This window comes from Enterobacter sp. PTB, from assembly GCF_051130085.1.
GTDB lineage: Bacteria > Pseudomonadota > Gammaproteobacteria > Enterobacterales > Enterobacteriaceae > Enterobacter > Enterobacter ludwigii.
This window is the reverse complement of record NZ_JBDKEE010000003.1, coordinates 207,727-228,597: the sequence shown is the minus strand read 5'-3', so window position 1 is coordinate 228,597 and position 20,871 is coordinate 207,727. Positions and strand designations below refer to the sequence as shown.

The following is a 20,871-nucleotide window of genomic DNA, read 5'->3' as shown; positions in this document are numbered from 1 at the left end:
GCCTTTTTGGATCAAGAACTCATCTCAACTTATTTGGAGATGTGAGCGATCAGGTCCAGTACTTTGTTAGAGTAGCCGGTTTCGTTGTCGTACCAGGAAACCAGTTTCACGAAGTTGTCGTTCAGTGCGATACCCGCTTTAGCATCGAACACGGAAGTGCACACTTCGCCGTTGAAATCGGTAGATACAACGTCGTCTTCGGTGTAGCCCAGAACGCCTTTCATTGCGCCTTCGGAAGCAGCTTTGATTGCTTTCTTAATTTCTTCATAAGAAGCAGCTTTTTCCAGACGAACGGTCAGGTCAACAACGGATACGTTAGGAGTTGGAACGCGGAACGCCATACCAGTCAGTTTGCCATTCAGTTCTGGCAGTACTTTACCTACAGCTTTAGCTGCACCGGTAGAGGATGGGATGATGTTCTGAGCCGCGCCACGGCCGCCACGCCAGTCTTTGTGAGACGGGCCGTCAACAGTTTTCTGAGTCGCTGTGGTCGCGTGAACGGTAGTCATCAGACCTTCGACGATGCCGAAGTTGTCGTTGATTACTTTAGCCAGCGGTGCCAGGCAGTTGGTGGTGCAGGATGCGTTAGAAACGATGTCCTGGCCAGCGTAAGTTTCGAAGTTTGCACCACGAACGAACATTGGGGTGTTGTCTTTAGAAGGACCGGTCAGAACAACTTTTTTCGCACCCGCGGTGATGTGTTTACGCGCAGTTTCGTCGGTCAGGAAGATACCGGTAGCTTCAGCTACAACATCAACACCGATTTCGTTCCATTTCAGGTTAGCTGGGTCTTTCTCAGCAGTAACGCGGATGGTTTTGCCATTAACAACCAGGTGGCCGTCTTTCACTTCAACGGTGCCGTCGAAACGACCGTGAGTTGAGTCGTACTTCAGCATGTACGCCATGTATTCAGCGTCCAGGAGATCGTTGATACCAACGATTTCGATGTCAGAACGTTTCTGAGCAGCACGGAAAACAATACGGCCGATACGGCCAAAACCGTTGATACCTACTTTGATAGTCATATATTCCACCAGCTATTTGTTAGTGAATAAAAGGTTGCCTGTAAAATTACAAAAACCTTACGCAGCGTCAAGCGGAATCGTGTCAATCATTGCGACAAATCAATCCTGTGACTAACGTTTGTGCGACTGACTCGCCTCACTTTCCCTTTGAGCTAGCAACCACATGGGGGCTGCGCGCGGCATTTTAAAGTCCTCGCAGGATAAAAATGTGAACATGATCACAATTGCCTGACCGCCTTTTCGCGACACATAAGTTTAGAACAAAAGTGCACGCAAGGGTGTTAATGTTTTGTTAGAATCCGGGTTAAAAGGTGTCTGTTTCTACAGCGAGATGTAAGCATATGTCGAACCAACGTAACCCTGACGATTTGAAAAAAAACCTCACCGAAATGCAGTTTTACGTGACGCAAAATCACGGAACCGAACCGCCTTTTACCGGCCGTTTACTGCACAACAAGCGCGACGGTGTCTACCACTGTCTGGTATGTGATGCCCCGTTGTTCAATTCCCAAACGAAGTTCGATTCTGGCTGTGGCTGGCCAAGCTTTTATGAGCCGGTCAGCGACGATGCGATCCGCTACCTGAGCGACACGTCGCACGGCATGGTGCGAACTGAAATTCGTTGCGGAACCTGTGACGCTCACCTTGGACACGTCTTCCCGGATGGCCCTCAGCCGACGGGTGAGCGTTTCTGTGTGAATTCAGCGTCGATGAGCTTCACCGATGATGAAAACGGTGACCAGATCAAAGGTTGAAAAAACGATTCAGCAAATTATTCCTTTGAAAGGGAGAGATCGTGAATATTGATGACATGATTAGCGGTATGACGCCGGAGGTGTATCAACGCCTGGTGACTGCTGTTGAACTGGGAAAATGGCCGGACGGTGTCGCGCTCACGCCGGAGCAAAAAGAGAACAGTCTGCAACTGGTGATGCTCTGGCAGGCGCGTAACAATACCGACGCGCAACACATGACTATCGACACTCAAGGCCAGATGGTGATGAAGAGCAAGCGCGAGCTGAAAGAGGACTTTGGTATCACGCCAAAGCCGATCGCGACGATAAAAATGCAGTAACGGTGGGCGGCAGTCCTGCCAGCGCCCTCTCTCTGGAGAGAGGGCGTGCTTACCTTACTCTTTGGGTTTAATTCCCAGCGACTCCGCCAGCTGTTTCGCTAACTGGTTATTGTCATCCGCGCCGTACTCCCAGAACATCGCCCCGGCGAGACCTTTCTCCTTGATGTAATCCGCTTTGATGGCGACGGAACGCGGGTTCTCATAGGAAAGGGCAAACAGTGCCTTGCCGTCCGCCGCATTCACTGAAAGCCACGGCACTTGCGCCCGTTCGTCCCAGTGTTCGGTAAAACGCTTCTGCGGGTCGTTTAAGAGCTTTTTCACAATATCGTTGTACTTCACATACGTATCTTTGGTCAGGTCGTAACCCAGTGACGCGAACAAGCCGGTTTCCTGAGGCCCAAAGTAGGGCTGGGTCACCGGATGGTTTTGCGCATCGGGTTTTGTCCAGTCAATACCGGGCTCCACGGCGCGTTTCGGCACGCGGCCGTAAAAACCAATCCCGAGGTTCATCTGCTGCGGCTTCAGCCCGGCCGCCAGATAGTTGTTCACCACAAAATCCACGCTGTATTTGTCTGCGGCGGCCACCGTTGGCCAGTCGCTGGAGTCATACAGATTGGCGTTGAAATACTGTGTGCCATACGCCATGTCGTAGGTCATCAGGTTGATGTAGTCGAGCAGCGGGGCAATGGCCTTAACATCCACCCAGCTTTTCGGACTTTCTGCATTTGCCCCCACCGCGATGGTGACCAGCTTTTTATGGCCGAAGGCGGCGCGCAATTCTTTCAGCAGTGCGGTGAAGTTATCGCGATCGGCTGGCGTGCTGGCCACCAGCCCCCATGCGCCATTTACCGGGTATTCCCAGTCAAGATCGATGCCGTCGAGTGCATATTTTTCGACAATCTCCTGAGCCGAGCGGATAAACACCGCACGGCTCTCTTGGGTCGCGGCTGCGCCGGAGAAGCCACGCGCACCCCATCCGCCCACGGAGAGCAGCACTTTCAGGTTTGGATTTTGCTTACGCAGCGTCGGGATTAGCGCCAGATCGGCGGCGACTTTTGGCGACAGCCAGATCTGATGAAGTTTCGCTGGATCTTTCAGTGCAGCATGGGTTTCGTCTTTCTCATCGTTATAGACCAGACCAAATGAGTAGTTCAGGTGGGTAATCTGACGAACGTCGAGCGTATTGATATCGCCACCGGGACCGGCGGTGACATCGCCACCGCCGTTAAAATATCCCACAGACATCAGGGGAGTGGCGGAAGCAACTGACGCGCAAAGCAGGGGTAATGCTGCCAGCAAAGGCAAACGTTTCATACAAGTTCCTCTTTGACTTAACAAAAATAACCACGCCACGGAAAAGGCGTGGCGAAAAAACAGCCTGAAGAGAATAGCATTGCCGCTTCGCTGGTGATGCGAGGGAGTTCACTTTATGGGGAATGAGACGGGGCGCGCCGGGCAGCACTGTGGCTTGCCCGGCGAGAAGGTCAGGCGTGCGTTTCCAGCCAGTCTTCCAGGGTATACAGGGTGGCGCCTTCCGCGGCCATATCCATAAACGCCTGTGCGCTGTCCTGCGGTTGAATGTTCACCCCGCGACAGCCGTCGGTGATGACGCTGACGGTATAGCCTAGCTGGAGGGCGTCCAGCACGGTGAACTTCACGCAGTAATCCGTCGCCAGACCCAGCACAATCAGTTCGGTGATTTCGTGATGGCGTAACCACCCGTCCAGCGCCGTTTTCTGGCGATGTCCGTTATCAAAGAAGGCGCTGTAGCTGTCGATAGACGGGTTTTCCCCTTTATGAAACACCGCGTCGATGGCCTTCTGATTCAGCAGCGGATGCAGCTGCGCACCTTCCGTCTGCTGCACGCAGTGATCCGGCCAGAAGGTTTGTGCCAGGCCGTCAAGTTCACCCTGAGTGAAGGGCTCAACGCCGTGCTGGCTGGCAAAACTGCCGTGATCAGCCGGGTGCCAGTCCTGGCTTGCGACAACCGCCTCACCCCGCGTTTTGCACCACTCAATCAGCGTATTCGCCACGTCTACGGTGCTGTCACCTTCAGCGACGGCCAGTGCGCCGCCCGCACAGAAATCATTTTGCAAATCGACCAGTAACAGGGCGCGTTGCGTCATGGTGCCTCCTTATTCGTCCGGCGTCAGTTCGCCGCGCAGGTTTTGCATCATCGCGCTGCGGATGGACTGAATGTCCAGATCCTGACTCAGTAAATAGTGAAGTTTAGTCAGCGTGGCTTCAACGGTCATATCGAATCCGCTGATAACGCCTGCATGCGCGAGGGCGTTACCGGTGGCGTAACCGCCCATGTTGACTTTACCGGACATGCATTGCGTCAGGTTAACCACCACGATCCCGCGCTCGCTCGCTTCCTGCAGCTCTTTCAGGAACTCGCCGTTCTGCGGGGCATTGCCCACGCCGTATGAGCGCAGGATCAGCGCTTTTACCGGCTGGCGCAGGAAGTTACGCACCACATCTGCAGAGATACCCGGGTAAATCGTTACCACGCCAATCGGTTGCGGCGTGATCGGATGAACAATCAGTTCGCCCGCCGTGCTCGGCGCAGGCGGGGTGCCCAGACGACGAATATGGATGCCCGCCTCCAGCAGCGGCTGCAGGTTCGGTGAGGCGAAAGCGTCAAAGCCATCGGCGTGCGCCTTCGTGGTCCGGTTGCCGCGATACAGTCGGTTGTTGAAGAACAGCGACACTTCGTTAATCGGGTAATTCGCTGCCACATACAGGGAGTTGAGCAGGTTGATCTGCCCGTCAGAACGCAGCTCCGCCAGCGGAATTTGCGAGCCGGTGACGATGACGGGTTTGCCCAGATTCTCCAGCATGAAGGAGAGTGCCGAGGCGGTAAACGCCATTGTGTCGGTACCATGCAGGATCACAAAGCCGTCGTACTGGTCGTAATGGGCTTTAATGTCGTCCGCGATATGCTGCCAGTCTTCCGGCGTCATATCGGAGGAGTCCATCAGCGGCTCGTATTCGTGGATGGTGAAGTCAGGCATTTCCGGACGGTGGAATTCAGGCATCAGCGCGAGCTGGCGCTGAAGGTGGCCGGAGACCGGGATATAGCCGTTTTCAGAGCGCTGCATACCGATGGTACCGCCAGTGTAGGCTACATAAATCGATTTCTTCTGCATGGTAGTGAGTTCTTGTTCTTCAAAAGAAAAAAATCCCCTCTTCACGGGAAGAGGGGACGGTGTTTAACGGACGTTTGCGCAGGTCAGACAAAACGCGTAACGGCTTTGTGGATCGTTAAAGGCCGCCAGTTTGTCGCTTTCCGCTTTCATCGCTTTAGCCGCCGTCGCGACTGGCGCAGGCAGATACGCCTGCAGCGCCTCAGGCAACATGGCGCGCACGGAGCCGGACATGCTGTTCATCACCAGGTCAAAGAACGACGGCTCGTCCTGGTAATACTCAACGTGCCACTGCTTGAGCTTCGCCAGTTCGGCGGCTTTCTTCACCGCGTCATCAAAGTCGCCCAGGCTGTCTACCAGACCATTATTCTTCGCATCCTGGCCGGTCCAGACGTGGCCCTGCGCAATGTCGTCGATCTGTTGCGGTGTCTTTTTACGGGACTCTGCCACCAGCGTAATAAAGCGCTTATAGCCGTTCTCGATACTGAGCTGCATCATCTCAGAGACTTCAGGCGGCAGCGATTTGGTGACCGACACATCCGCCAGCGGTGAAGTGGCAACGCCATCGGTATGGACGCCCAGATAATCCAGGCTGTTTTCCACGGTGTTAATCACCCCAAAGATGCCAATCGAGCCGGTCAGCGTGCTCGGGTTGGCGACGATGTAGTTAGCCGGGGTTGAAATCCAGTAACCGCCCGAGGCCGCCATTCCACCCATCGATACCACTACCGGCTTGCCGGCTGCACGTGCCGCGGCAAGTTCAGCGCGGATCACTTCAGAAGCGCTGACGCTGCCGCCAGGGCTGTTTACGCGCAGTACAATCGCCTTCACTTTCGGATCAAGGCGAGCATCGCGGATTTGCGATGCGGTGGTATCACCGCCCACGTTACCCGGCGTTTCCTCGCCGTCCATGATGGCACCATTAGCAAAGACCACCGCGACGCTGTCACCGCTGTCATCCGGTTTTTTGGTCGCATAATCGTACATGCTGATAGCGCTGAAGTTTTTATCCTCTTTGCTCCAGCCAAACTGTTTGCTCAGTGATTTTTCGATATCCGCGCTGGTGCCCAGCGCATCGACCAGTTTGTTATCCAACGCATATTTTGCGGTATCACCATCAACCTTGCGCAGGCCTTCCAGCACGCCCTGCGCGCCAGGGAACACCTGTTCAGCGGTTATCTGGCGGTTAGCGGCCACGGTGTTCAGATAGTTCTGCCACAGCTCACCAATCCAGCGGCTGTCCGCTTCACGGGCTGCAGGGGACATATCATCACGAATAAACGGCTCCACGGCGGATTTATAGGTTCCGACGCGGAAGACGTGGGTGGTGACTTTCAGTTTGTCGAGCAGCGATTTGTAATACAGACCGTTAGTGGCAAAGCCATGCAGATCGACCGTACCCTGCGGGGAGAGCCAGATTTTATTGGCGAAGCTGGCCAGATAATACTGCCCCTGGCTGTAGCTGTCCCCGACCGCAATCACCGGCTTGCCGCTGTCGCGGAATTCGCGCAGTGCTTTACCAATGTATTGCATTGAAGGCTGGTCGCCGCCGGCAAAATCTTTCAGATCCAGCACGATGCCGGTAATGTTGCGGTCATCTTTTGCCTGACGAATGGTGTCGACGATATCGAACAGGGAGTTTTCCTGAAGACGGTCTGATGTCGCGCCAAACAGCTGACGGCCAATAACGCCCAGACGATTGCTGGTGGACGGCTTATCGACGATGACGCCCGTGATATCAAGTAACAGCGCCCCGCGAGTCGAATGCTGCGCCTGATTTGCGTTGCTGATATGCATCCAGACGCCTGCGCAAACCAGAACCAGGAGGATGAAGAAGATATTCATCACCAGGTTGCGGACGAAGTTGAGCAGTCGCCACGTCCATTTAAAGAAACCGGCAATGATTCGCCAAAGGGTTCGCATGTATTCTCCCTAACCAGAAAATGACTGTTTCCGTCGCCACGGGACGGCAATGTGCGGTTATCGTAATGACCCAACCGTCACTTGTCAGCAGGAATCGCCTGCTACGCTGTAACAAAATCTGCCGCCGTGTTAATTTTGTGAGTAAATTTCAAGAAAGGAGTTAACCAATGGACGCACTTGAACTGCTTGTTAACCGCCGTAGCGCTTCACGTCTCACCGAGCCGGCGCCGGCAGGGGAGCAACTGGAGAATATTCTGTGTGCCGGCCTGCGTGCACCGGATCATGGTACGCTGCAGCCATGGCACTTCTTTGTGATTGAAGGTGAAGGCCGCGATCGTTTCAGTCAGATACTGGCGCAGGGGGCGGTTGCCGCAGGTCAGGATGAGAAGGGTATTGAGAAAGCCCGCAGTGCACCATTCCGTGCGCCGATGATCATCGCTGTCGTGGCGAAATGTCAGGCCGACCACAAAGTACCGGTCTGGGAGCAGGAAATGTCTGCCGGCTGTGCCGTCATGGCAATGCAAATGGCCGCCGTGGCGCAAGGGTTTAACGGTATCTGGCGCACAGGGCCCCTGACCAACAGCCAGCCGGTTCGCGACGGATTCGCCTGTGGCGAACATGATAAAATTGTCGGCTTCCTCTATCTCGGCACGCCTCAGCTTAAAGCCTCCGCCACCATTAATGTGCCGGACACCACGCCTTTCGTCAGCCGTTTCTGATAACGCGCGCTAAACTGTCTGGATTCTGAGCATCTGCCGCAGAATTCAGACAGTCATACTTACCTCTTTATGGAATGAGCGCTACCATAGCGCGATTGAGATAACAGGAGACGTCCATGAGCGAGCAAACCATTCGTTTAACGCAATACAGCCACGGAGCCGGTTGCGGTTGTAAAATTTCCCCAAAAGTGCTGGAGACCATTCTCCACAGTGAACAGGCGAAGTTTGTCGACCCGAACCTGCTTGTCGGTAACGAAACGCGTGACGATGCGGCAGTTTATGACCTGGGTAACGGCACCAGCATTATCAGTACCACCGACTTCTTTATGCCGATTGTCGACAACCCGTTCGATTTCGGGCGTATTGCGGCCACCAACGCCATCAGCGATATTTTCGCCATGGGGGGCAAACCGATTATGGCGATTGCCATTCTGGGCTGGCCGATTAACACCCTTGCTCCTGAAATTGCCCGTGAGGTGATTGAAGGGGGACGTTTTGCCTGCCAGCAGGCGGGGATCGCGCTGGCCGGGGGGCATTCTATCGATGCGCCGGAGCCGATCTTCGGTCTCGCGGTCACGGGCGTGGTGCCCACCGAGCGCGTGAAACGCAACAGCACCGCGCAGGCGGGCTGCAAGCTGTTCCTCACCAAACCGCTGGGCATTGGTGTCCTCACTACTGCGGAGAAAAAATCGTTGCTGAAGCCGGAACACCAGGGGCTGGCAACCGAGGTCATGTGCCAGATGAATCTCGCGGGTGCGGCTTTCGCGAATATCGACGGCGTGAAAGCCATGACCGACGTGACCGGTTTTGGCCTTCTCGGACACCTCTCCGAAGTGTGTCAGGGCGCGGGCGTACAGGCGCAGGTCTGGTATCAGGACGTGCCGAAGCTGCCGGGTGTGGAGGAGTACATTGCAGCGGGCGCCGTTCCGGGCGGTACCCAGCGTAACTTTGCCAGCTATGGTCATCTGATGGGCGAAATGCCTGAAGCGTGGCGCAATCTGCTGTGCGATCCGCAAACGTCCGGTGGTTTGCTGCTGGCGGTCACGCCAGACGCTGAAGCCGACGTCCAGGCGACGGCCGCAGAGTTTGGTATTACCCTGACGGCGATCGGTGAACTGGTGACCGCGCGCGGTGGCCGACCGATGATTGAGATCCGTTAATTCAATGCGGTTGTTTATTGCCGAAAAGCCGAGTCTGGCCCGTGCCATTGCCGATGTGCTGCCGAAGCCGCATCGCAAGGGCGACGGCTTTATCGAATGCGGTAACGGGCAGGTGGTCACCTGGTGTATCGGTCACCTGCTTGAGCAGGCGCAGCCGGATGTCTACGACAGCCGCTATGCCCGCTGGAACCTCAATGACCTGCCCATCGTCCCTGATAAATGGCGCCTGCAGCCACGGCCTTCCGTCACCAAACAGCTCAACGTGATTAAACGTTTTTTGCATGACGCGACGGAAGTCATCCACGCAGGTGACCCGGACAGGGAAGGGCAACTGCTGGTGGATGAGGTGCTGGACTATCTGGAGCTGGCGCCGGAAAAACGCCAGCAGGTCCAGCGCTGCCTGATTAACGACCTCAATCCGCAGGCCGTGGAGCGGGCCATTTCACGTCTGCGCGCGAACAGCGAGTTTATTCCGCTGTGCGTTTCCGCGCTGGCCCGCGCTCGTGCGGACTGGCTTTACGGGATCAACATGACCCGCGCCTACACCATTCTGGGGCGTAATGCCGGTTATCAGGGCGTCCTCTCCGTCGGGCGTGTGCAAACGCCGGTGCTGGGGCTGGTGGTGCGTCGTGACGAAGAGATTGAGAATTTCGTCGCCAAAGATTTCTTTGAGGTTAAAGCGCATATCGTCACGCCAAAAGACGAGCGCTTTACCGCCGTCTGGCAGCCAAGCGATGCCTGCGAATCGTATCAAGATGAAGAGGGGCGGTTGCTGCACCGTCCGCTGGCGGAGCACGTGGTCAACCGGATTACCGGTCAGCCTGCTATTGTCACCAGCTATAACGATAAACGGGAATCAGAACCCGCGCCGCTGCCGTTCTCGCTATCCGCGCTGCAGATTGAAGCGGCGAAACGCTTCGGTCTGAGCGCGCAGAACGTCCTTGATATCTGCCAGAAGCTCTACGAAACCCACAAACTCATTACCTATCCGCGTTCGGACAGCCGGTATCTGCCAGAAGAGCACTTTGCCGGCCGTCACTCGGTGATGAACGCCATTGCCGTTCACGCGCCGGATCTGCTGCCGCAACCGGTTGTGAATCCGGACATTCATAACCGCTGCTGGGATGATAAAAAGGTGGATGCCCACCATGCGATTATCCCGACGGCGCGCGCCAGCAACGTTAACCTCACGGAAAACGAAGCGAAGGTGTATAACCTGGTGGCTCGTCAGTATCTGATGCAGTTCTGCCCGGACGCCGTGTTCCGCAAATGCGTGATTGAGCTGGAAATTGCCAAGGGGAAATTTATCGCCAAGGCGCGTTTCCTGGCGGAGGCTGGCTGGCGCACGCTGCTTGGCAACAAAGAGCGTGACGAAGAGAATGACGGCACGCCGCTGCCGGTGGTTGCCAAAGATGACGAACTGCTGTGTGAGAAAGGCGAAGTGGTTGAACGCCAGACCCAACCGCCGCGCCACTTCACCGATGCGACACTGCTCTCGGCAATGACCGGGATCGCCCGTTTTGTTCAGGATAAGGATCTGAAGAAGATCTTGCGTGCTACCGACGGACTGGGCACGGAAGCGACCCGTGCGGGCATTATTGAGCTGCTGTTTAAGCGCGGTTTTCTGGAGAAAAAAGGGCGCTATATCCACTCGACTGAACCGGGGCGCGCATTGATCCACTCACTGCCTGAGCTGGCCGCAAGGCCGGACATGACGGCACACTGGGAATCCGTGCTGACGCAAATCAGTGAAAAGCAGTGTCGCTATCAGGACTTTATGCAGCCGCTGGTGGGGACCTTGTACGAGCTGATTAACCAGGCGCGTAATACGCCGGTGAAGCAGTTCCGGGGGATGGTTGCACCGGGTGGTGCGCCGAAGAAACCGTTCAAAAAGAAAAAAAGCGCAGCCTGATGTGCTTTCGGTTGTCGCCCTCTCCCGACGGGAAAGGGCGACAGCGTGCTTAGATAACCCCTTGCCCCATCATCGCATCCGCGACCTTCACGAACCCGGCGATATTTGCGCCGCGCACGTAGTTGGTTTGCGATGCCTCACCGCCGTACTCGACGCAGGCGTGGTGAATATCCAGCATAATGTGGTGCAGACGCGCATCCACTTTCTCTGCCTTCCAGCCGAGGCGCGCGGCGTTTTGCGCCATCTCCAGGCCAGAGGTCGCCACGCCACCGGCGTTCGCGGCTTTGCCCGGCGCAAACAGCACGTCAGCCTCAAGGAACAGATCGGTCGCTTCGATGGTGGTTGGCATATTCGCCCCTTCGGCCACGGCCTTCACGCCGTTGGTAATCAGGGTACGTGCGGCCTCGGTATCCAGTTCGTTCTGAGTCGCACATGGCAGGGCGATATCGACCGGCACGCCCCACGGCTGTTTGCCTTCGAGCCAGGTCAGACCAAATTCACGGGCATAATCCGCCAGACGGCCGTCGCGGCTGGCTTTAATGTCGCACAGGCGTGCCAGCTTCTCGGCCGTAAAACCGGCTTCATCCACCACGGTACCGCGTGAATCTGACGCGGTAACCACGCGGGCACCAAACTGCATTGCTTTCTCAATGGCGTACTGGGCCACGTTACCGGAGCCGGACACCGCCACGCGCATACCTTCAAACCCTAAGCCGTGGCGCTTCAGCATCGCCTCGGTAAAATAGACCAGCCCGTAGCCGGTGGCTTCCGGACGGATCAGGCTGCCGCCAAAGGAGAGCCCTTTGCCCGTAAAGACACAGGCGCTATTATTCGAGAGCTTTTTCATCATGCCGGCCATAAAGCCCACTTCACGCGCACCAACGCCGATATCGCCCGCCGGAACGTCAGTATCGGGACCAAGATGACGATAGAGTTCGGTCATCAGCGCCTGACAGAAACGCATCACTTCGCCTTCGCTTTTGCCTTTCGGATCGAAATCACTGCCGCCTTTCCCGCCGCCCATGGGCAGAGTCGTAAGGGCATTTTTAAACGTCTGCTCAAAGCCGAGGAATTTTAAAATCGACAGATTCACGGAAGGGTGGAAACGCATCCCGCCCTTAAACGGGCCGATGGCGGAATTAAACTGCACGCGCCACGCGCGGTTAACCTGGACCTGATTACGGTCATCTACCCAGGTCACGCGAAACTGAATCACGCGCTCCGGCTCCACGAGGCGCTCAAGCAGTGACATCTGGCGATAACGCGGGTTTTCTTCAAGGAACGGCCATAACGTGGTCATGACTTCACGTACGGCCTGCGCAAACTCACTTTGATGCGGGTCGCGCTGTTGAACATAAGAGAGGAAAGTTTCCAGAGAGCGTGTCTGATCCATAGATATAAGAACCCCTTATATTATTTTATGTATATTGCTTATACGAATTGTGTTGTTTTTTTGACTATACCATCCGTACCGCTTTGTGAAGCAAGCAGAAATGTATGCCGAAAGGGAAATTAATCAGCGGGGCTGCGTCATAACCAAAAGCGATGACGAGATAAATTAAAGGTTCTGCGCCGGTTTACCGTTATAGTCTTTATCAGGGCACAACAGGAAGATAAGTCTATGAACCGTTACGTGATAACCGCGTTATGTTTGATGTTTACCGCAGGCGCGCAGGCAGACCGCATTCGCCCGGATGTGGACGTGAATGTGCCGCCGGAGGTGTTCAGCTCCAGCGGCCAGCGAGCGCAGCCGTGTAACCAGTGCTGCATCTATCAGGATCAGAACTATTCGGAAGGGGCGGTGGTAAAAGCGGACGGCATTCTGTTGCAGTGCCAGCGTGATGAACGCACCATTAGCACGAATCCGCTGGTCTGGCGTCGCGTAAAACAATAAACGCCTCCAGCAGCGGGATGTCCGCAGGCGCTAAGTTGAAACCAAATGCATCTTCGGGCGTACACCACACCAGCGCACTGTGGTAATGCGCCGTCAGCGCGCCGCTGAACGCCGGAACGTGCCAGGCGTGAAGGTTGATTAACCGCTGTGACACCTCACGCTGATGGCTTGCCACATACTCACCAGGCTGCGCGTGGATGCCGAGTTCTTCGTGAAGCTCGCGGACAAGCGCCTCGGGCTGCGTCTCACCGGCTTCTACTTTTCCGCCTGCGAATTCCCACATGCCCGGCTGGTCGGCATGAGCCGGGCGCTGGGCCAGTAAAATTTTGTTGTCTTTTTCGATGATTGCCGCAACGACATCGACTGTTTTTAGCATGGTCGTCAATACTTGTTAGCGAAAAACACCATATTATCGTGCCCTTTCTAAGAGTCCAGCCATCAGGAGAATCAGGTGAAAGAGACGTCCACCTGGGTAGATCCCATCGCCACCCTTCCGGTCAGCATAAAACCGATTGCCGCCATGCAGAAAAAACACTTTGGTGCCGTGCTTAACCCCACGCGCTGGTGGGGAAGGATGCCACGTCTTTTTTGGCTGGTGGCATTGTTCGTCGGTTTTCTCGAACGTCGTCACGCGCGCCTGTCGCCGGTGCTTCGTTCGCTGTTAATGACCCGGGTATCGCAGCTTTGTCACTGCGCTTTTTGTATCGATGCCAACAGTTTGCGCCTGGCGGAGCGCTCGGGCGCATTGGATAAGGTTCAGGCCGTCAACGCGTGGCGTGATTCCGCTCTTTTTAGCGAAGAGGAGCGTGCGGCGCTGGCCTATGCCGAGGCTGTCACCGCGACGCCGCCCCGTGTGAATGACGAAATCAAAAGTGAGATCACACGCCATTTCAGCGAGGACGCGATCGCCGAAATGACGGCGCTGATTGCGTTTCAGAATCTCTCTGCACGCTTTAATGCCGCGCTGGACATCCCGGCGCAGGGGTTATGTGCCACGTTTAAAGAGGATCCCCATGCTTGATCGTCATCTGCACCCGCGGATTAAACCCACGCTCAACCGACTGGTGTCAGTACTGGATAAGCCGGGGATCACGCCTGACGGATTAACCCTGACCGGGTTTGCCATAGGCGTTCTGGCCTTACCGTTTCTGGCCCTCGGCTGGTATCCGGCGGCGCTCGTCGCCATCGTGCTGAATCGCCTGCTGGATGGTCTGGACGGTGCGCTGGCGCGCCGGCGCGGGCTGACGGATGCGGGAGGCTTTCTTGATATCGCCCTCGATTTTCTGTTTTACGCGCTGGTTCCCTTCGGATTCGCGCTGGCGGCCCCCGCAGAGAATGCGCTTGCCGCTGGCTGGCTGTTGTTTGCCTTTATCGGTACCGGGAGCAGTTTTCTGGCATTTGCCGCGCTGGCAGCGAAACACAACATCGACAACCCCGGCTACGCGCATAAGTCGTTTTACTATATTGGTGGGTTAACGGAGGGGACGGAGACGATCGCGCTGTTTGTGCTGTGCTGCCTCTTTCCAGCGCACTTCAGCGTGCTGGCGTGGATATTTGGCGCGTTGTGCTGGCTGACCACCACAACGCGCATCTGGAGCGGGTATGTGACGCTGAAGTCACTTACCCGTTAGCGTGAACTTTCTGGCCCACGTTTTCCGCTGGAGACGGGGTTCTGTGGATGACTGCTCCACTCGTACCAGCCGCCGTCATAGACGGCGACATTTTTCCAGCCCATCGCCCGTGCGTACATAAACGTCTCGGACGCACGCCAGCCGGTGCCGCAGTAAAACGCGACGTGCTGTTCCGGCAGGATGTTCCAGGTTTTCCACATGGCGGCGATGTCGTCAGCGCTGCGCATGGTGCCATCCGGATTATGGAAATCTTCCATATGGGTGGCGTCGCTACCGGCATGCCCCCAGCGGGCACCGGCAATCTCACCTTTTGGCTTAATGTAGCTGTAGCCGCTGGTTTCGCCGATGAACTCCGGCCAGGAACGAATGCTGACCAGCGACGCGTCCTGGCGATGCAGCATCCCGCGTGCTTGCGCCATATCCACCATCAACTGCGGCTGGCCGGGGATCGGTGCACCAAAATCGGGGGCGGGCTTCACGTCTTTGGGCATTCCCCGTTCAACCGGCAGACCCGCGTCAGACCAGGCTTTCCAGCCGCCATCAAGAATGCGGACGTCCTTCACGCCCGCATACAGCATGATCTGCGCCACGCGGGCGGCGGCATATACGTCACGGCCATACAGAATGACGGTCGTATCGTGACGGATCCCGTGCTTCGCCAGCATCGCTTTTAGCGTGTCGTCAGAAACTTTATTCCACAGCGGTTCGCTTTCCACTTCGTTGGTATCAATGTAGCCGGCACCGGGAATATGGTTCAGCAGATAAAACTTCGGCGCGCCCCATGCGGCTTCAATGACTTTCCAGTCGCCCGTTGGCGCGGCAGTGACGGGTTTACCCTGCTGAAGCTGGTGGATCCACTCCGGGTAGACGAGTTGTTCAAAGTGCGGCAAACGCTGCAGACGCTCAGGTACCTGCAGGGCATCGTTGAGCACGGAAATCTGGTGGTAGCCGGCTTTTTCCAGCCGCGCTTTGACCGCCTGATTATCGGCGTCGCGGCCGTAGAGCGCGATCGTCATGGCCGGCGTAAGCTGGTGCTGTCTGGCCCAGACGGCAATCTTGTCATCGCTCATCGCGCCAAGCCAGGAGGCGGAAAGGTTAAGTGCGGCGGGCTCATGCCCGGAGGGCGCGCTCAGCGTTTGCGGCCAGCCGTTGTAAAACGCGCTGGCGCGGGTGTCGATCACCGCGCCGTGTTGTGCCTGAAGTTGAGACAGCGTCATGGCGTGCGGCATATCAGCAGCCAGAGAGGAAAATGAAGCGAGGCCGCACAGCATGGCCAGCGCGGTCAGTTGAGAAACACGTTTCATCGAATAACCTGACGTCAGTAAAAGAGGGGGGCATTGTCGTCTCTCCTGAAAGGTAAAACATTGCGTTAGCACATTATTGCCAGCGAGAAATCTCAATCACTTCGCCGCCCGGGGGCACGTCTTCGTCGTCATGCGTGACCAGAACCACTGGAATATTGCGTGCGCGGGTAGTGTCAAATACCCATGCCCGAAACGAGGCGCGTAACGCATTATCGAGACGGCTGAACGGTTCATCCAGCAGTAACGCCTGCGGCTCTGCAAGCAGGGCACGCAGCAGACTGACCCGGGCACGTTCGCCGCCGGAAAGGGTCGCCGGATCGCTGGCGTAATGCCCGGCAAGCCCGGCAGAACCGAGCGCCTGCTCGACTGCTTCCCGCCGTGCTCGTCCGACAATCCGTTCAGGTAATGCCAGCAGCAAATTTTGTCCGACGCTGAAATGGTCAAACAGCAGGGCATCCTGAAAGAGGATCCCCAACCCGCGGGCCTCCACGGGCAGTCCGTCGCAGCGACGTTCATCAAGCCACAGTTCGCCCTGAGCCTGAAAGTCGTCTGGCAGTGCGCCCACCATCCAGGCAAAAAGGGTTGATTTTCCGCTGCCGGAAGGCCCCATCAGCGTGACTATTTCGCCGCGTGGCACACAAAAATTGACCTCGCGGAAAAGCGGTTCAATGGTGAGATTGCTGACCTGCAGCATTAACGTAATCCTCGTCGGTAACGGCTTGCGAGCCGGGATAGCAGGGCGGCAAGGGCAAACACGCTCCCCGTGACCAACAGCAACCCCAGCGCCCGGTTAGCCAGAAGCGGAATGCTGCCTCCACTGCTGAGCGCCACGGTTTCAGTGGTCAGCGTCGCAAAACGGCCCGCGCCCAGCCAGAGGGTTGGCATGTATTGCGCCATGCTGACGGAAAACCCGGTCGCGAAAGCCAGCAGCGCCGGGCGTACCAGTAAGGGGCATTTCAGTAAGCAGAAGATTTTTCCCCGCCGCCAGCCGAGCGTTCTGGCGGTAAGGATCAGCCGTGGATCGATCCTCTGCCAGGCCGGCTGGAGGACCAACAACATCCACGGTAAAACCCACAGCAGATGGCTCCACAGCACGGCGGCATAGTGCCCGTCGATACCCAGTCGCAACGCGATAACGTATTGCCCAGTAACGAGGGGCAGCGCCGGCAGCGCCAGCGGCAACCACACCCACTGTGTGCCTCGCTGCGGTCCCCACTCAAGCCAGAGAACAATTACCCCCAGCGAAATCAGGCTGGCGAGCAGGCCAAAGGAGAGGCTGGCGCCAACCGCACCGATATCGTCCCGCTGCGCCAGCATGAGCAGCACGACCGCGCAAAGCACCCCGCAGGCGGGCAGAAATCCGCTGAACAGACGCGCTGGTGGGGCGATAAGCGACATTCGACGGCGTCCGCTCAGATCCGGCAGCGTGCGACGCCAGAGTCTCCATGCGCCGTAACCCAGTGCAGAAAGCGCGGCCAGCAGCAGAAGGAGAAACAGGCACAGCAGCGTTCCCTTTGTCTGCTGCTGCGCATCGCCCTGACTGAGCCACTGCCACGCCAGTACGGCAAGCGTCGGGGGATTGCCGGGCCCGAGCACCATCGCCACGTCCACAACCGACAGGGACCAGGCCAGCACCGCCAGCATCACCGCGCCAAGAGCCGGCGCGATCGTTGGAAGGATGAGCCAGTTCAGCGCCTGAAAACGCCCGTAGCCGAAGGTATGCAGCACGACCTTTTGCTGCGCAAGGCGTTTTTCCGGCAGGACGGCGTAAAGGGCCCACAGCACAAACGCGCTCTCTTTTACCGCAAGCGTCAGCCCCAGCCCTGCACCGTATCGGTCAAGCGGCGGCGTACAGACGCTACACACCTGATACAACAGGCCCCCTTCGGCAAACAGCAGTAAAGCGCTGGTGGCAAAGGCCACATGAGGAACGGCGAGCAGCCACGGCAGCCGGCTGCTGAGCCGTTGCCAGCGCTCGCCCGGCCACAGGAGGGCCACGATCACCAGAGCGATAAACATCGACCCCAGCGTCGCGATAAGCGTTGAGACCAGCGTGGCGACCGTTGCCTGTGGCAGCTGCGGGTCGTTAAGCAGCAACTGCCAGTTGTTCAGCGAGAATGCCGGGGCAAACAGTATGGCGGCGGCGGGAAGCAACGGCAGATAGATGACCGCCATCGCCAGCCAGACGAGCCAGCTCAGCGGGTGCCGTAACGACGCAGCCATTCCTGCTCCAGCGCGTTAACCCAGGCGGAGTGCGGCTCGGGAAGCATTTTCGGCAGCCCTGCCGGCGTATGGGCAGCGAGCTGCTTCGCTTCTTTTTCGGGCAGTGTTTTCGCATCCAGTACGCTCGGGTCTCCCCAGATGGCCGGGTCGGCCTTGCGGATTTGCGCCTGCGGTGAAAGGAGGAAATTGGCGACCACCTTCGCACCTGCGCTTGCGCTGGCATTCGACGGAATGGCCACAAAATGGACGTTGCCTATCATTCCGTTGTCAAAACCAACGCTGTAGCTGTCGGCAGGCAGTTCACCGCTGGCCACTTTTTGCTGCGCATGTGCCGGGTTAAAGGTCAGGGAGAGATTGAGACTACCGCTGGCAAGCAAGGTATCCATTCTGGCGGGCGAGGGAGGAAAGTCCTCTCCTTTTCTCCACAGCAGCGGGTGTAATTTGTCCAGGTAGTGCCACAGCGGAGCCGTCACCTGGGCAAAGGTGTTATCAGGGGCTTTTTGCAACGCCTCCGGGTGAGCGGTGAGGTTCAGGAGCAACTGTTCCAGAAATGCCGTACCGGTAAAATCGGGCGGGCGTGGGTAGCTGACTTTGCCCGGATGCTGCTGCGCATACGCCAGCAACGCCTGAGGATCGTTTGGGGGCGCAGGCAGGCTTGCGTGGCGGGCAATAAAGGTGAGCTGTGCACCGCCCCACGGGGATTCCGCGCCATCGGTGGGGACAGCAAAATCCTCCATAACCGGTTTACGGGTATCGACATAGCGCCAGTTGGGCAAGGTCTGCGCCCATCCGGTTTGCAGCAGGTTAGCGGCTTTAAGGGTACGGAAATTCTCACCGTTGACCCATAAGAGGTCGACTGAACCGTTTGTTTTCCGGCCTGCGGCGGCTTCTGTTTGAATACGTTTGACCGCATCGGCGGCATCCGCCAGTGGGACGATTTTAAGGGTTATGTCGTAATGCGTTTTCATCTCACCGCTTACCCACTCGAGGTAGCGGTTTACCGCCCGATCGCCGCCCCAGGCGTTGAACCAGACGGTCTGGCCTTTAGCTTGTTGTTGGATAGCCTGCCAGTTGTCTGCTGCAAACAGCGGGGCTGCCAGCAGCAGACCGCTCAGAAACGTGCAAAAACGCACACGGCGCATAATGCCTCACTTTTTTGATGAAGGGGTAAAACGGGAAAACAGCCAGCGCGTCGCCAGCGGCAATAACCCCAGTAGTGTAAAGGCGAATATCAGTCCCGGCGATAAAATATCGCGAAGCGAATTCACTTTCCCCAGCGCGCGTCCGGCGTTCAGAAAGATAATGGTTGCAGGCAGCATGGCGACCTGGCTCACCCACCAGTAGCGACTGACCGCAATACGGGTCAGCCCCATGAGCAGATTCACCAGAAAAAACGGGAACAAGGGCATCAGACGCAGGGCAAAAAGATACCCTGCACCGTCCCGCGCCATACCGGCGTTCACCGTATTCATCTGTGATGTGAATCGCCGCTGTACCCAGTCGCGCAGCAGATAACGGCTGGCAAGCATCGCCAGCGTGGCGCCGAGGGTAGAAGCAAACGAGACCAGTAGGGTGCCTTCCCACAGCGCAAACAGCGCTCCCGCCAGCAGCGTCAGTATCGCCGCCCCGGGTATCGACAGGGCGGAGACCAACACGTAGAGGGCGAAAAAGAAAAACGCGCTTTGCCACGGTGCCTGTTCCACATGCAAGAGAAGCGACTGCTGGTGCGTTTTGATGGTTTCCAGGGAGAGCGTCCCCGGCGGAAGAAAGACGAAGGTCAGAACAAATGCGCCCAGAAGGGCGCACATCAGGAGTCTTTTTTGCGTGTTCACACGAGGTTACAGTTTGAATTTCGCCCAGACCGGCGCATGGTCAGACGGTTTTTCCATGCTGCGGATATCGTAATCGATGCCGGTTTCGATGCAGCGTTCCGCCAGCGGCGGGCTGGCCAGCAGCAGGTCTATACGCAGACCGCGGTTGTCATCAAAGCCTTTTGAGCGGTAGTCAAACCACGAGAAGCGATCCTGCGTTTCCGGGTTGGCGGTGCGGAAAGTATCAACCAGACCCCAGCCGAGCAGGCGTTCCATCCACTCGCGTTCTTCCGGCAGGAAAGAACATTTACCGGTACGCAACCAGCGTTTGCGGTTCTCTTCTCCAATGCCGATATCGAGATCGGTCGGGCTGATATTCATGTCGCCCATGATCAGCACCGGATTCTCTTTTTTCAGTTCGGTGGTCAGGTAATCCTGCAGATCCTGATAAAACTTTGCCTTGGCCGGGAATTTTGTCTCATGGTCGCGGCTCTCACCCTGCGGGAAATACCCGTTAATCACCGTGATATTGCCAAGTGGTGAGGGAATTTCCGCCATGATGATGCGACGTTGCGCTTCGCCATCATCGCCCGGGAAGCCACGACGTACGGAAACCGGCGTCTCTTTGGTCAGCAGCGCCACGCCATAGTGACCTTTCTGTCCGTGATAGAAGACGTTGTAACCGAGCTTCGCCACCTCTTCGAGGGGGAACATATCGTCGTGAACTTTTGTCTCCTGCAGGCCGATCACATCTGGCTGATGTTGCTCAACAATTGCTTCAAGCTGGTGAGGGCGGGCACGCAGGCCGTTGATATTAAAAGAGACAAATTTCATAGTCGCTGCCAATGCAAGGTGAATAGTGCATGGATGGTAGCAGAATTTGCGTCAACTGTTACGGGGTTCGACCAATAACTGCGACAGATCATGCCAACGGTGCAATATTTGCACCATGCTGACGCGCATTGCCCCCCAACAGGGCGTAAAGAACCGATAAATTTCGCGAGCGATCACAATTCCAGAATTATATTTGGCTTCTGCATACTCT

General features: G+C 56.9%; 21 protein-coding genes. 8 read left to right on the top strand and 13 right to left on the bottom strand.

All coding sequences use genetic code 11. The annotated features are described in order from the left end of the window. Positions 1–29 precede the first annotated feature (29 nt). A complete protein-coding gene (gene gapA / locus AAIR21_RS05285; protein ID WP_020884442.1) occupies positions 30–1,025 on the bottom strand; it encodes a glyceraldehyde-3-phosphate dehydrogenase in 996 nt (331 codons plus the stop codon). Between the two features lie 341 nt (positions 1,026–1,366). Here gapA and msrB point away from each other — a divergent pair, with 341 nt between their 5' ends. Beyond that, positions 1,367–1,780, top strand: coding sequence for a peptide-methionine (R)-S-oxide reductase MsrB (gene msrB, locus AAIR21_RS05280; protein ID WP_020884441.1), 414 nt, complete (start codon positions 1,367–1,369; stop codon positions 1,778–1,780). Positions 1,781–1,836: 56 nt separating this feature from the next. Then, the gene (locus tag AAIR21_RS05275; RefSeq protein ID WP_153852331.1) at positions 1,837–2,100 is read left to right on the top strand and encodes a YeaC family protein; all 264 of its coding nucleotides are present in this window, start codon (positions 1,837–1,839) and stop codon (positions 2,098–2,100) included. A gap of 54 nt (positions 2,101–2,154) precedes the next feature. Here AAIR21_RS05275 and AAIR21_RS05270 read toward each other — a convergent pair whose 3' ends face one another. From AAIR21_RS05270 to sppA, 4 genes are all read right to left on the bottom strand, one after another. After that, positions 2,155–3,414 (bottom strand): glycoside hydrolase family 18 protein, encoded by a 1,260-nt coding sequence (locus AAIR21_RS05270; protein WP_020884440.1) that lies wholly within the window; start codon positions 3,412–3,414, stop codon positions 2,155–2,157. A 170-nt stretch (positions 3,415–3,584) separates the two neighbouring features. Continuing rightward, positions 3,585–4,226, bottom strand: coding sequence for a bifunctional nicotinamidase/pyrazinamidase (gene pncA, locus AAIR21_RS05265; RefSeq protein ID WP_020884439.1), 642 nt, complete (start codon positions 4,224–4,226; stop codon positions 3,585–3,587). Between the two features lie 9 nt (positions 4,227–4,235). Further along, positions 4,236–5,252 carry an asparaginase gene (gene ansA / locus AAIR21_RS05260; RefSeq protein WP_020884438.1) on the bottom strand — a complete coding sequence of 339 codons (1,017 nt, stop codon included), beginning with the start codon at positions 5,250–5,252 and terminating at the stop codon, positions 4,236–4,238. 63 nt (positions 5,253–5,315) lie between these two features. Further along, positions 5,316–7,172 carry a signal peptide peptidase SppA gene (sppA, locus tag AAIR21_RS05255; RefSeq protein WP_183516444.1) on the bottom strand — a complete coding sequence of 619 codons (1,857 nt, stop codon included), beginning with the start codon at positions 7,170–7,172 and terminating at the stop codon, positions 5,316–5,318. 167 nt (positions 7,173–7,339) lie between these two features. On the opposite strand from sppA, the gene AAIR21_RS05250 reads away from it, so the two are divergent. From AAIR21_RS05250 to AAIR21_RS05240, 3 genes are all read left to right on the top strand, one after another. Continuing rightward, positions 7,340–7,891: an NAD(P)H nitroreductase gene (locus AAIR21_RS05250; protein ID WP_020884437.1), complete on the top strand. Its 552-nt coding sequence runs from the start codon at positions 7,340–7,342 to the stop codon at positions 7,889–7,891. Positions 7,892–8,007: 116 nt separating this feature from the next. Next, a complete protein-coding gene (gene selD / locus AAIR21_RS05245) occupies positions 8,008–9,051 on the top strand; it encodes a selenide, water dikinase SelD (RefSeq protein WP_020884436.1) in 1,044 nt (347 codons plus the stop codon). 4 nt (positions 9,052–9,055) lie between these two features. Next, positions 9,056–10,963 (top strand): DNA topoisomerase III, encoded by a 1,908-nt coding sequence (locus AAIR21_RS05240; protein ID WP_025204419.1) that lies wholly within the window; start codon positions 9,056–9,058, stop codon positions 10,961–10,963. A gap of 49 nt (positions 10,964–11,012) precedes the next feature. On the opposite strand, the gene gdhA is transcribed toward AAIR21_RS05240, so the two are convergent. Then, positions 11,013–12,356: an NADP-specific glutamate dehydrogenase gene (gene gdhA, locus AAIR21_RS05235; protein ID WP_183516443.1), complete on the bottom strand. Its 1,344-nt coding sequence runs from the start codon at positions 12,354–12,356 to the stop codon at positions 11,013–11,015. 228 nt (positions 12,357–12,584) lie between these two features. Between gdhA and AAIR21_RS05230 the strand changes: the two genes are divergently transcribed. Beyond that, a complete protein-coding gene (locus tag AAIR21_RS05230) occupies positions 12,585–12,857 on the top strand; it encodes a YnjH family protein (protein WP_032677956.1) in 273 nt (90 codons plus the stop codon). Here the strand turns inward: AAIR21_RS05230 and AAIR21_RS05225 are convergent. After that, positions 12,817–13,233 (bottom strand): pyrimidine (deoxy)nucleoside triphosphate diphosphatase, encoded by a 417-nt coding sequence (locus tag AAIR21_RS05225; protein ID WP_025204417.1) that lies wholly within the window; start codon positions 13,231–13,233, stop codon positions 12,817–12,819. The two genes, AAIR21_RS05230 and AAIR21_RS05225, sit on opposite strands and share 41 nt — an antisense overlap. A gap of 75 nt (positions 13,234–13,308) precedes the next feature. Between AAIR21_RS05225 and AAIR21_RS05220 the strand changes: the two genes are divergently transcribed. Together AAIR21_RS05220 and AAIR21_RS05215 are read left to right on the top strand one after the other, a co-directional pair. Continuing rightward, positions 13,309–13,878, top strand: a complete 570-nt coding sequence (locus AAIR21_RS05220; RefSeq protein ID WP_020884431.1) for a carboxymuconolactone decarboxylase family protein — start codon at positions 13,309–13,311, stop codon at positions 13,876–13,878. Further along, a complete protein-coding gene (locus AAIR21_RS05215; RefSeq protein WP_032677958.1) occupies positions 13,871–14,488 on the top strand; it encodes a CDP-alcohol phosphatidyltransferase family protein in 618 nt (205 codons plus the stop codon). Before AAIR21_RS05220 ends, AAIR21_RS05215 begins: the two co-directional genes overlap by 8 nt. On the opposite strand, the gene AAIR21_RS05210 is transcribed toward AAIR21_RS05215, so the two are convergent. From AAIR21_RS05210 to xthA, 6 genes are all read right to left on the bottom strand, one after another. Next, positions 14,485–15,792 carry a rhodanese-like domain-containing protein gene (locus tag AAIR21_RS05210; protein ID WP_183516442.1) on the bottom strand — a complete coding sequence of 436 codons (1,308 nt, stop codon included), beginning with the start codon at positions 15,790–15,792 and terminating at the stop codon, positions 14,485–14,487. The genes AAIR21_RS05215 and AAIR21_RS05210 overlap by 4 nt on opposite strands. Before the next feature lie 73 nt (positions 15,793–15,865). Then, a complete protein-coding gene (locus tag AAIR21_RS05205; protein WP_032681219.1) occupies positions 15,866–16,486 on the bottom strand; it encodes an ATP-binding cassette domain-containing protein in 621 nt (206 codons plus the stop codon). Then, complete coding sequence (locus tag AAIR21_RS05200; protein WP_183516441.1) at positions 16,486–18,015, bottom strand: thiamine ABC transporter permease; 1,530 nt, start codon at positions 18,013–18,015, stop codon at positions 16,486–16,488. The genes AAIR21_RS05205 and AAIR21_RS05200 overlap by 1 nt, the downstream gene beginning before the upstream one ends. Next, the gene (locus tag AAIR21_RS05195) at positions 17,988–19,148 is read right to left on the bottom strand and encodes an ABC transporter substrate-binding protein (protein ID WP_410379982.1); all 1,161 of its coding nucleotides are present in this window, start codon (positions 19,146–19,148) and stop codon (positions 17,988–17,990) included. The genes AAIR21_RS05200 and AAIR21_RS05195 overlap by 28 nt, the downstream gene beginning before the upstream one ends. Positions 19,149–19,163: 15 nt before the next feature. Continuing rightward, on the bottom strand, positions 19,164–19,823 hold the full coding sequence (locus AAIR21_RS05190) for a TVP38/TMEM64 family protein (RefSeq protein WP_194372961.1): 660 nt from the start codon (positions 19,821–19,823) through the stop codon (positions 19,164–19,166). A 30-nt stretch (positions 19,824–19,853) separates the two neighbouring features. Further along, positions 19,854–20,660: an exodeoxyribonuclease III gene (gene xthA / locus AAIR21_RS05185; RefSeq protein WP_020884424.1), complete on the bottom strand. Its 807-nt coding sequence runs from the start codon at positions 20,658–20,660 to the stop codon at positions 19,854–19,856. Between the last annotated feature and the right edge of the window lie 211 nt (positions 20,661–20,871).

Bases quoted from the DNA above. Each gene is read 5' to 3' on its own strand.
- sppA (WP_183516444.1), bottom strand. From the start codon at position 7,172: ATGCGAACCCTTTGGCGAATCATTGCCGGTTTCTTTAAATGGACGTGG.
- AAIR21_RS05190 (WP_194372961.1), bottom strand. From the start codon at position 19,823: ATGTGCGCCCTTCTGGGCGCATTTGTTCTGACCTTCGTCTTTCTTCCG.
- ansA (WP_020884438.1), bottom strand. From the start codon at position 5,252: ATGCAGAAGAAATCGATTTATGTAGCCTACACTGGCGGTACCATCGGT.
- gapA (WP_020884442.1), bottom strand. From the start codon at position 1,025: ATGACTATCAAAGTAGGTATCAACGGTTTTGGCCGTATCGGCCGTATT.
- AAIR21_RS05270 (WP_020884440.1), bottom strand. From the start codon at position 3,414: ATGAAACGTTTGCCTTTGCTGGCAGCATTACCCCTGCTTTGCGCGTCA.
- AAIR21_RS05230 (WP_032677956.1), top strand. From the start codon at position 12,585: ATGAACCGTTACGTGATAACCGCGTTATGTTTGATGTTTACCGCAGGC.
- gdhA (WP_183516443.1), bottom strand. From the start codon at position 12,356: ATGGATCAGACACGCTCTCTGGAAACTTTCCTCTCTTATGTTCAACAG.
- xthA (WP_020884424.1), bottom strand. From the start codon at position 20,660: ATGAAATTTGTCTCTTTTAATATCAACGGCCTGCGTGCCCGCCCTCAC.
- AAIR21_RS05240 (WP_025204419.1), top strand. From the start codon at position 9,056: ATGCGGTTGTTTATTGCCGAAAAGCCGAGTCTGGCCCGTGCCATTGCC.
- selD (WP_020884436.1), top strand. From the start codon at position 8,008: ATGAGCGAGCAAACCATTCGTTTAACGCAATACAGCCACGGAGCCGGT.
- AAIR21_RS05210 (WP_183516442.1), bottom strand. From the start codon at position 15,792: ATGAAACGTGTTTCTCAACTGACCGCGCTGGCCATGCTGTGCGGCCTC.
- msrB (WP_020884441.1), top strand. From the start codon at position 1,367: ATGTCGAACCAACGTAACCCTGACGATTTGAAAAAAAACCTCACCGAA.
- pncA (WP_020884439.1), bottom strand. From the start codon at position 4,226: ATGACGCAACGCGCCCTGTTACTGGTCGATTTGCAAAATGATTTCTGT.
- AAIR21_RS05205 (WP_032681219.1), bottom strand. From the start codon at position 16,486: ATGCTGCAGGTCAGCAATCTCACCATTGAACCGCTTTTCCGCGAGGTC.
- AAIR21_RS05200 (WP_183516441.1), bottom strand. From the start codon at position 18,015: ATGGCTGCGTCGTTACGGCACCCGCTGAGCTGGCTCGTCTGGCTGGCG.
- AAIR21_RS05275 (WP_153852331.1), top strand. From the start codon at position 1,837: ATGATTAGCGGTATGACGCCGGAGGTGTATCAACGCCTGGTGACTGCT.
- AAIR21_RS05215 (WP_032677958.1), top strand. From the start codon at position 13,871: ATGCTTGATCGTCATCTGCACCCGCGGATTAAACCCACGCTCAACCGA.
- AAIR21_RS05225 (WP_025204417.1), bottom strand. From the start codon at position 13,233: ATGCTAAAAACAGTCGATGTCGTTGCGGCAATCATCGAAAAAGACAAC.
- AAIR21_RS05250 (WP_020884437.1), top strand. From the start codon at position 7,340: ATGGACGCACTTGAACTGCTTGTTAACCGCCGTAGCGCTTCACGTCTC.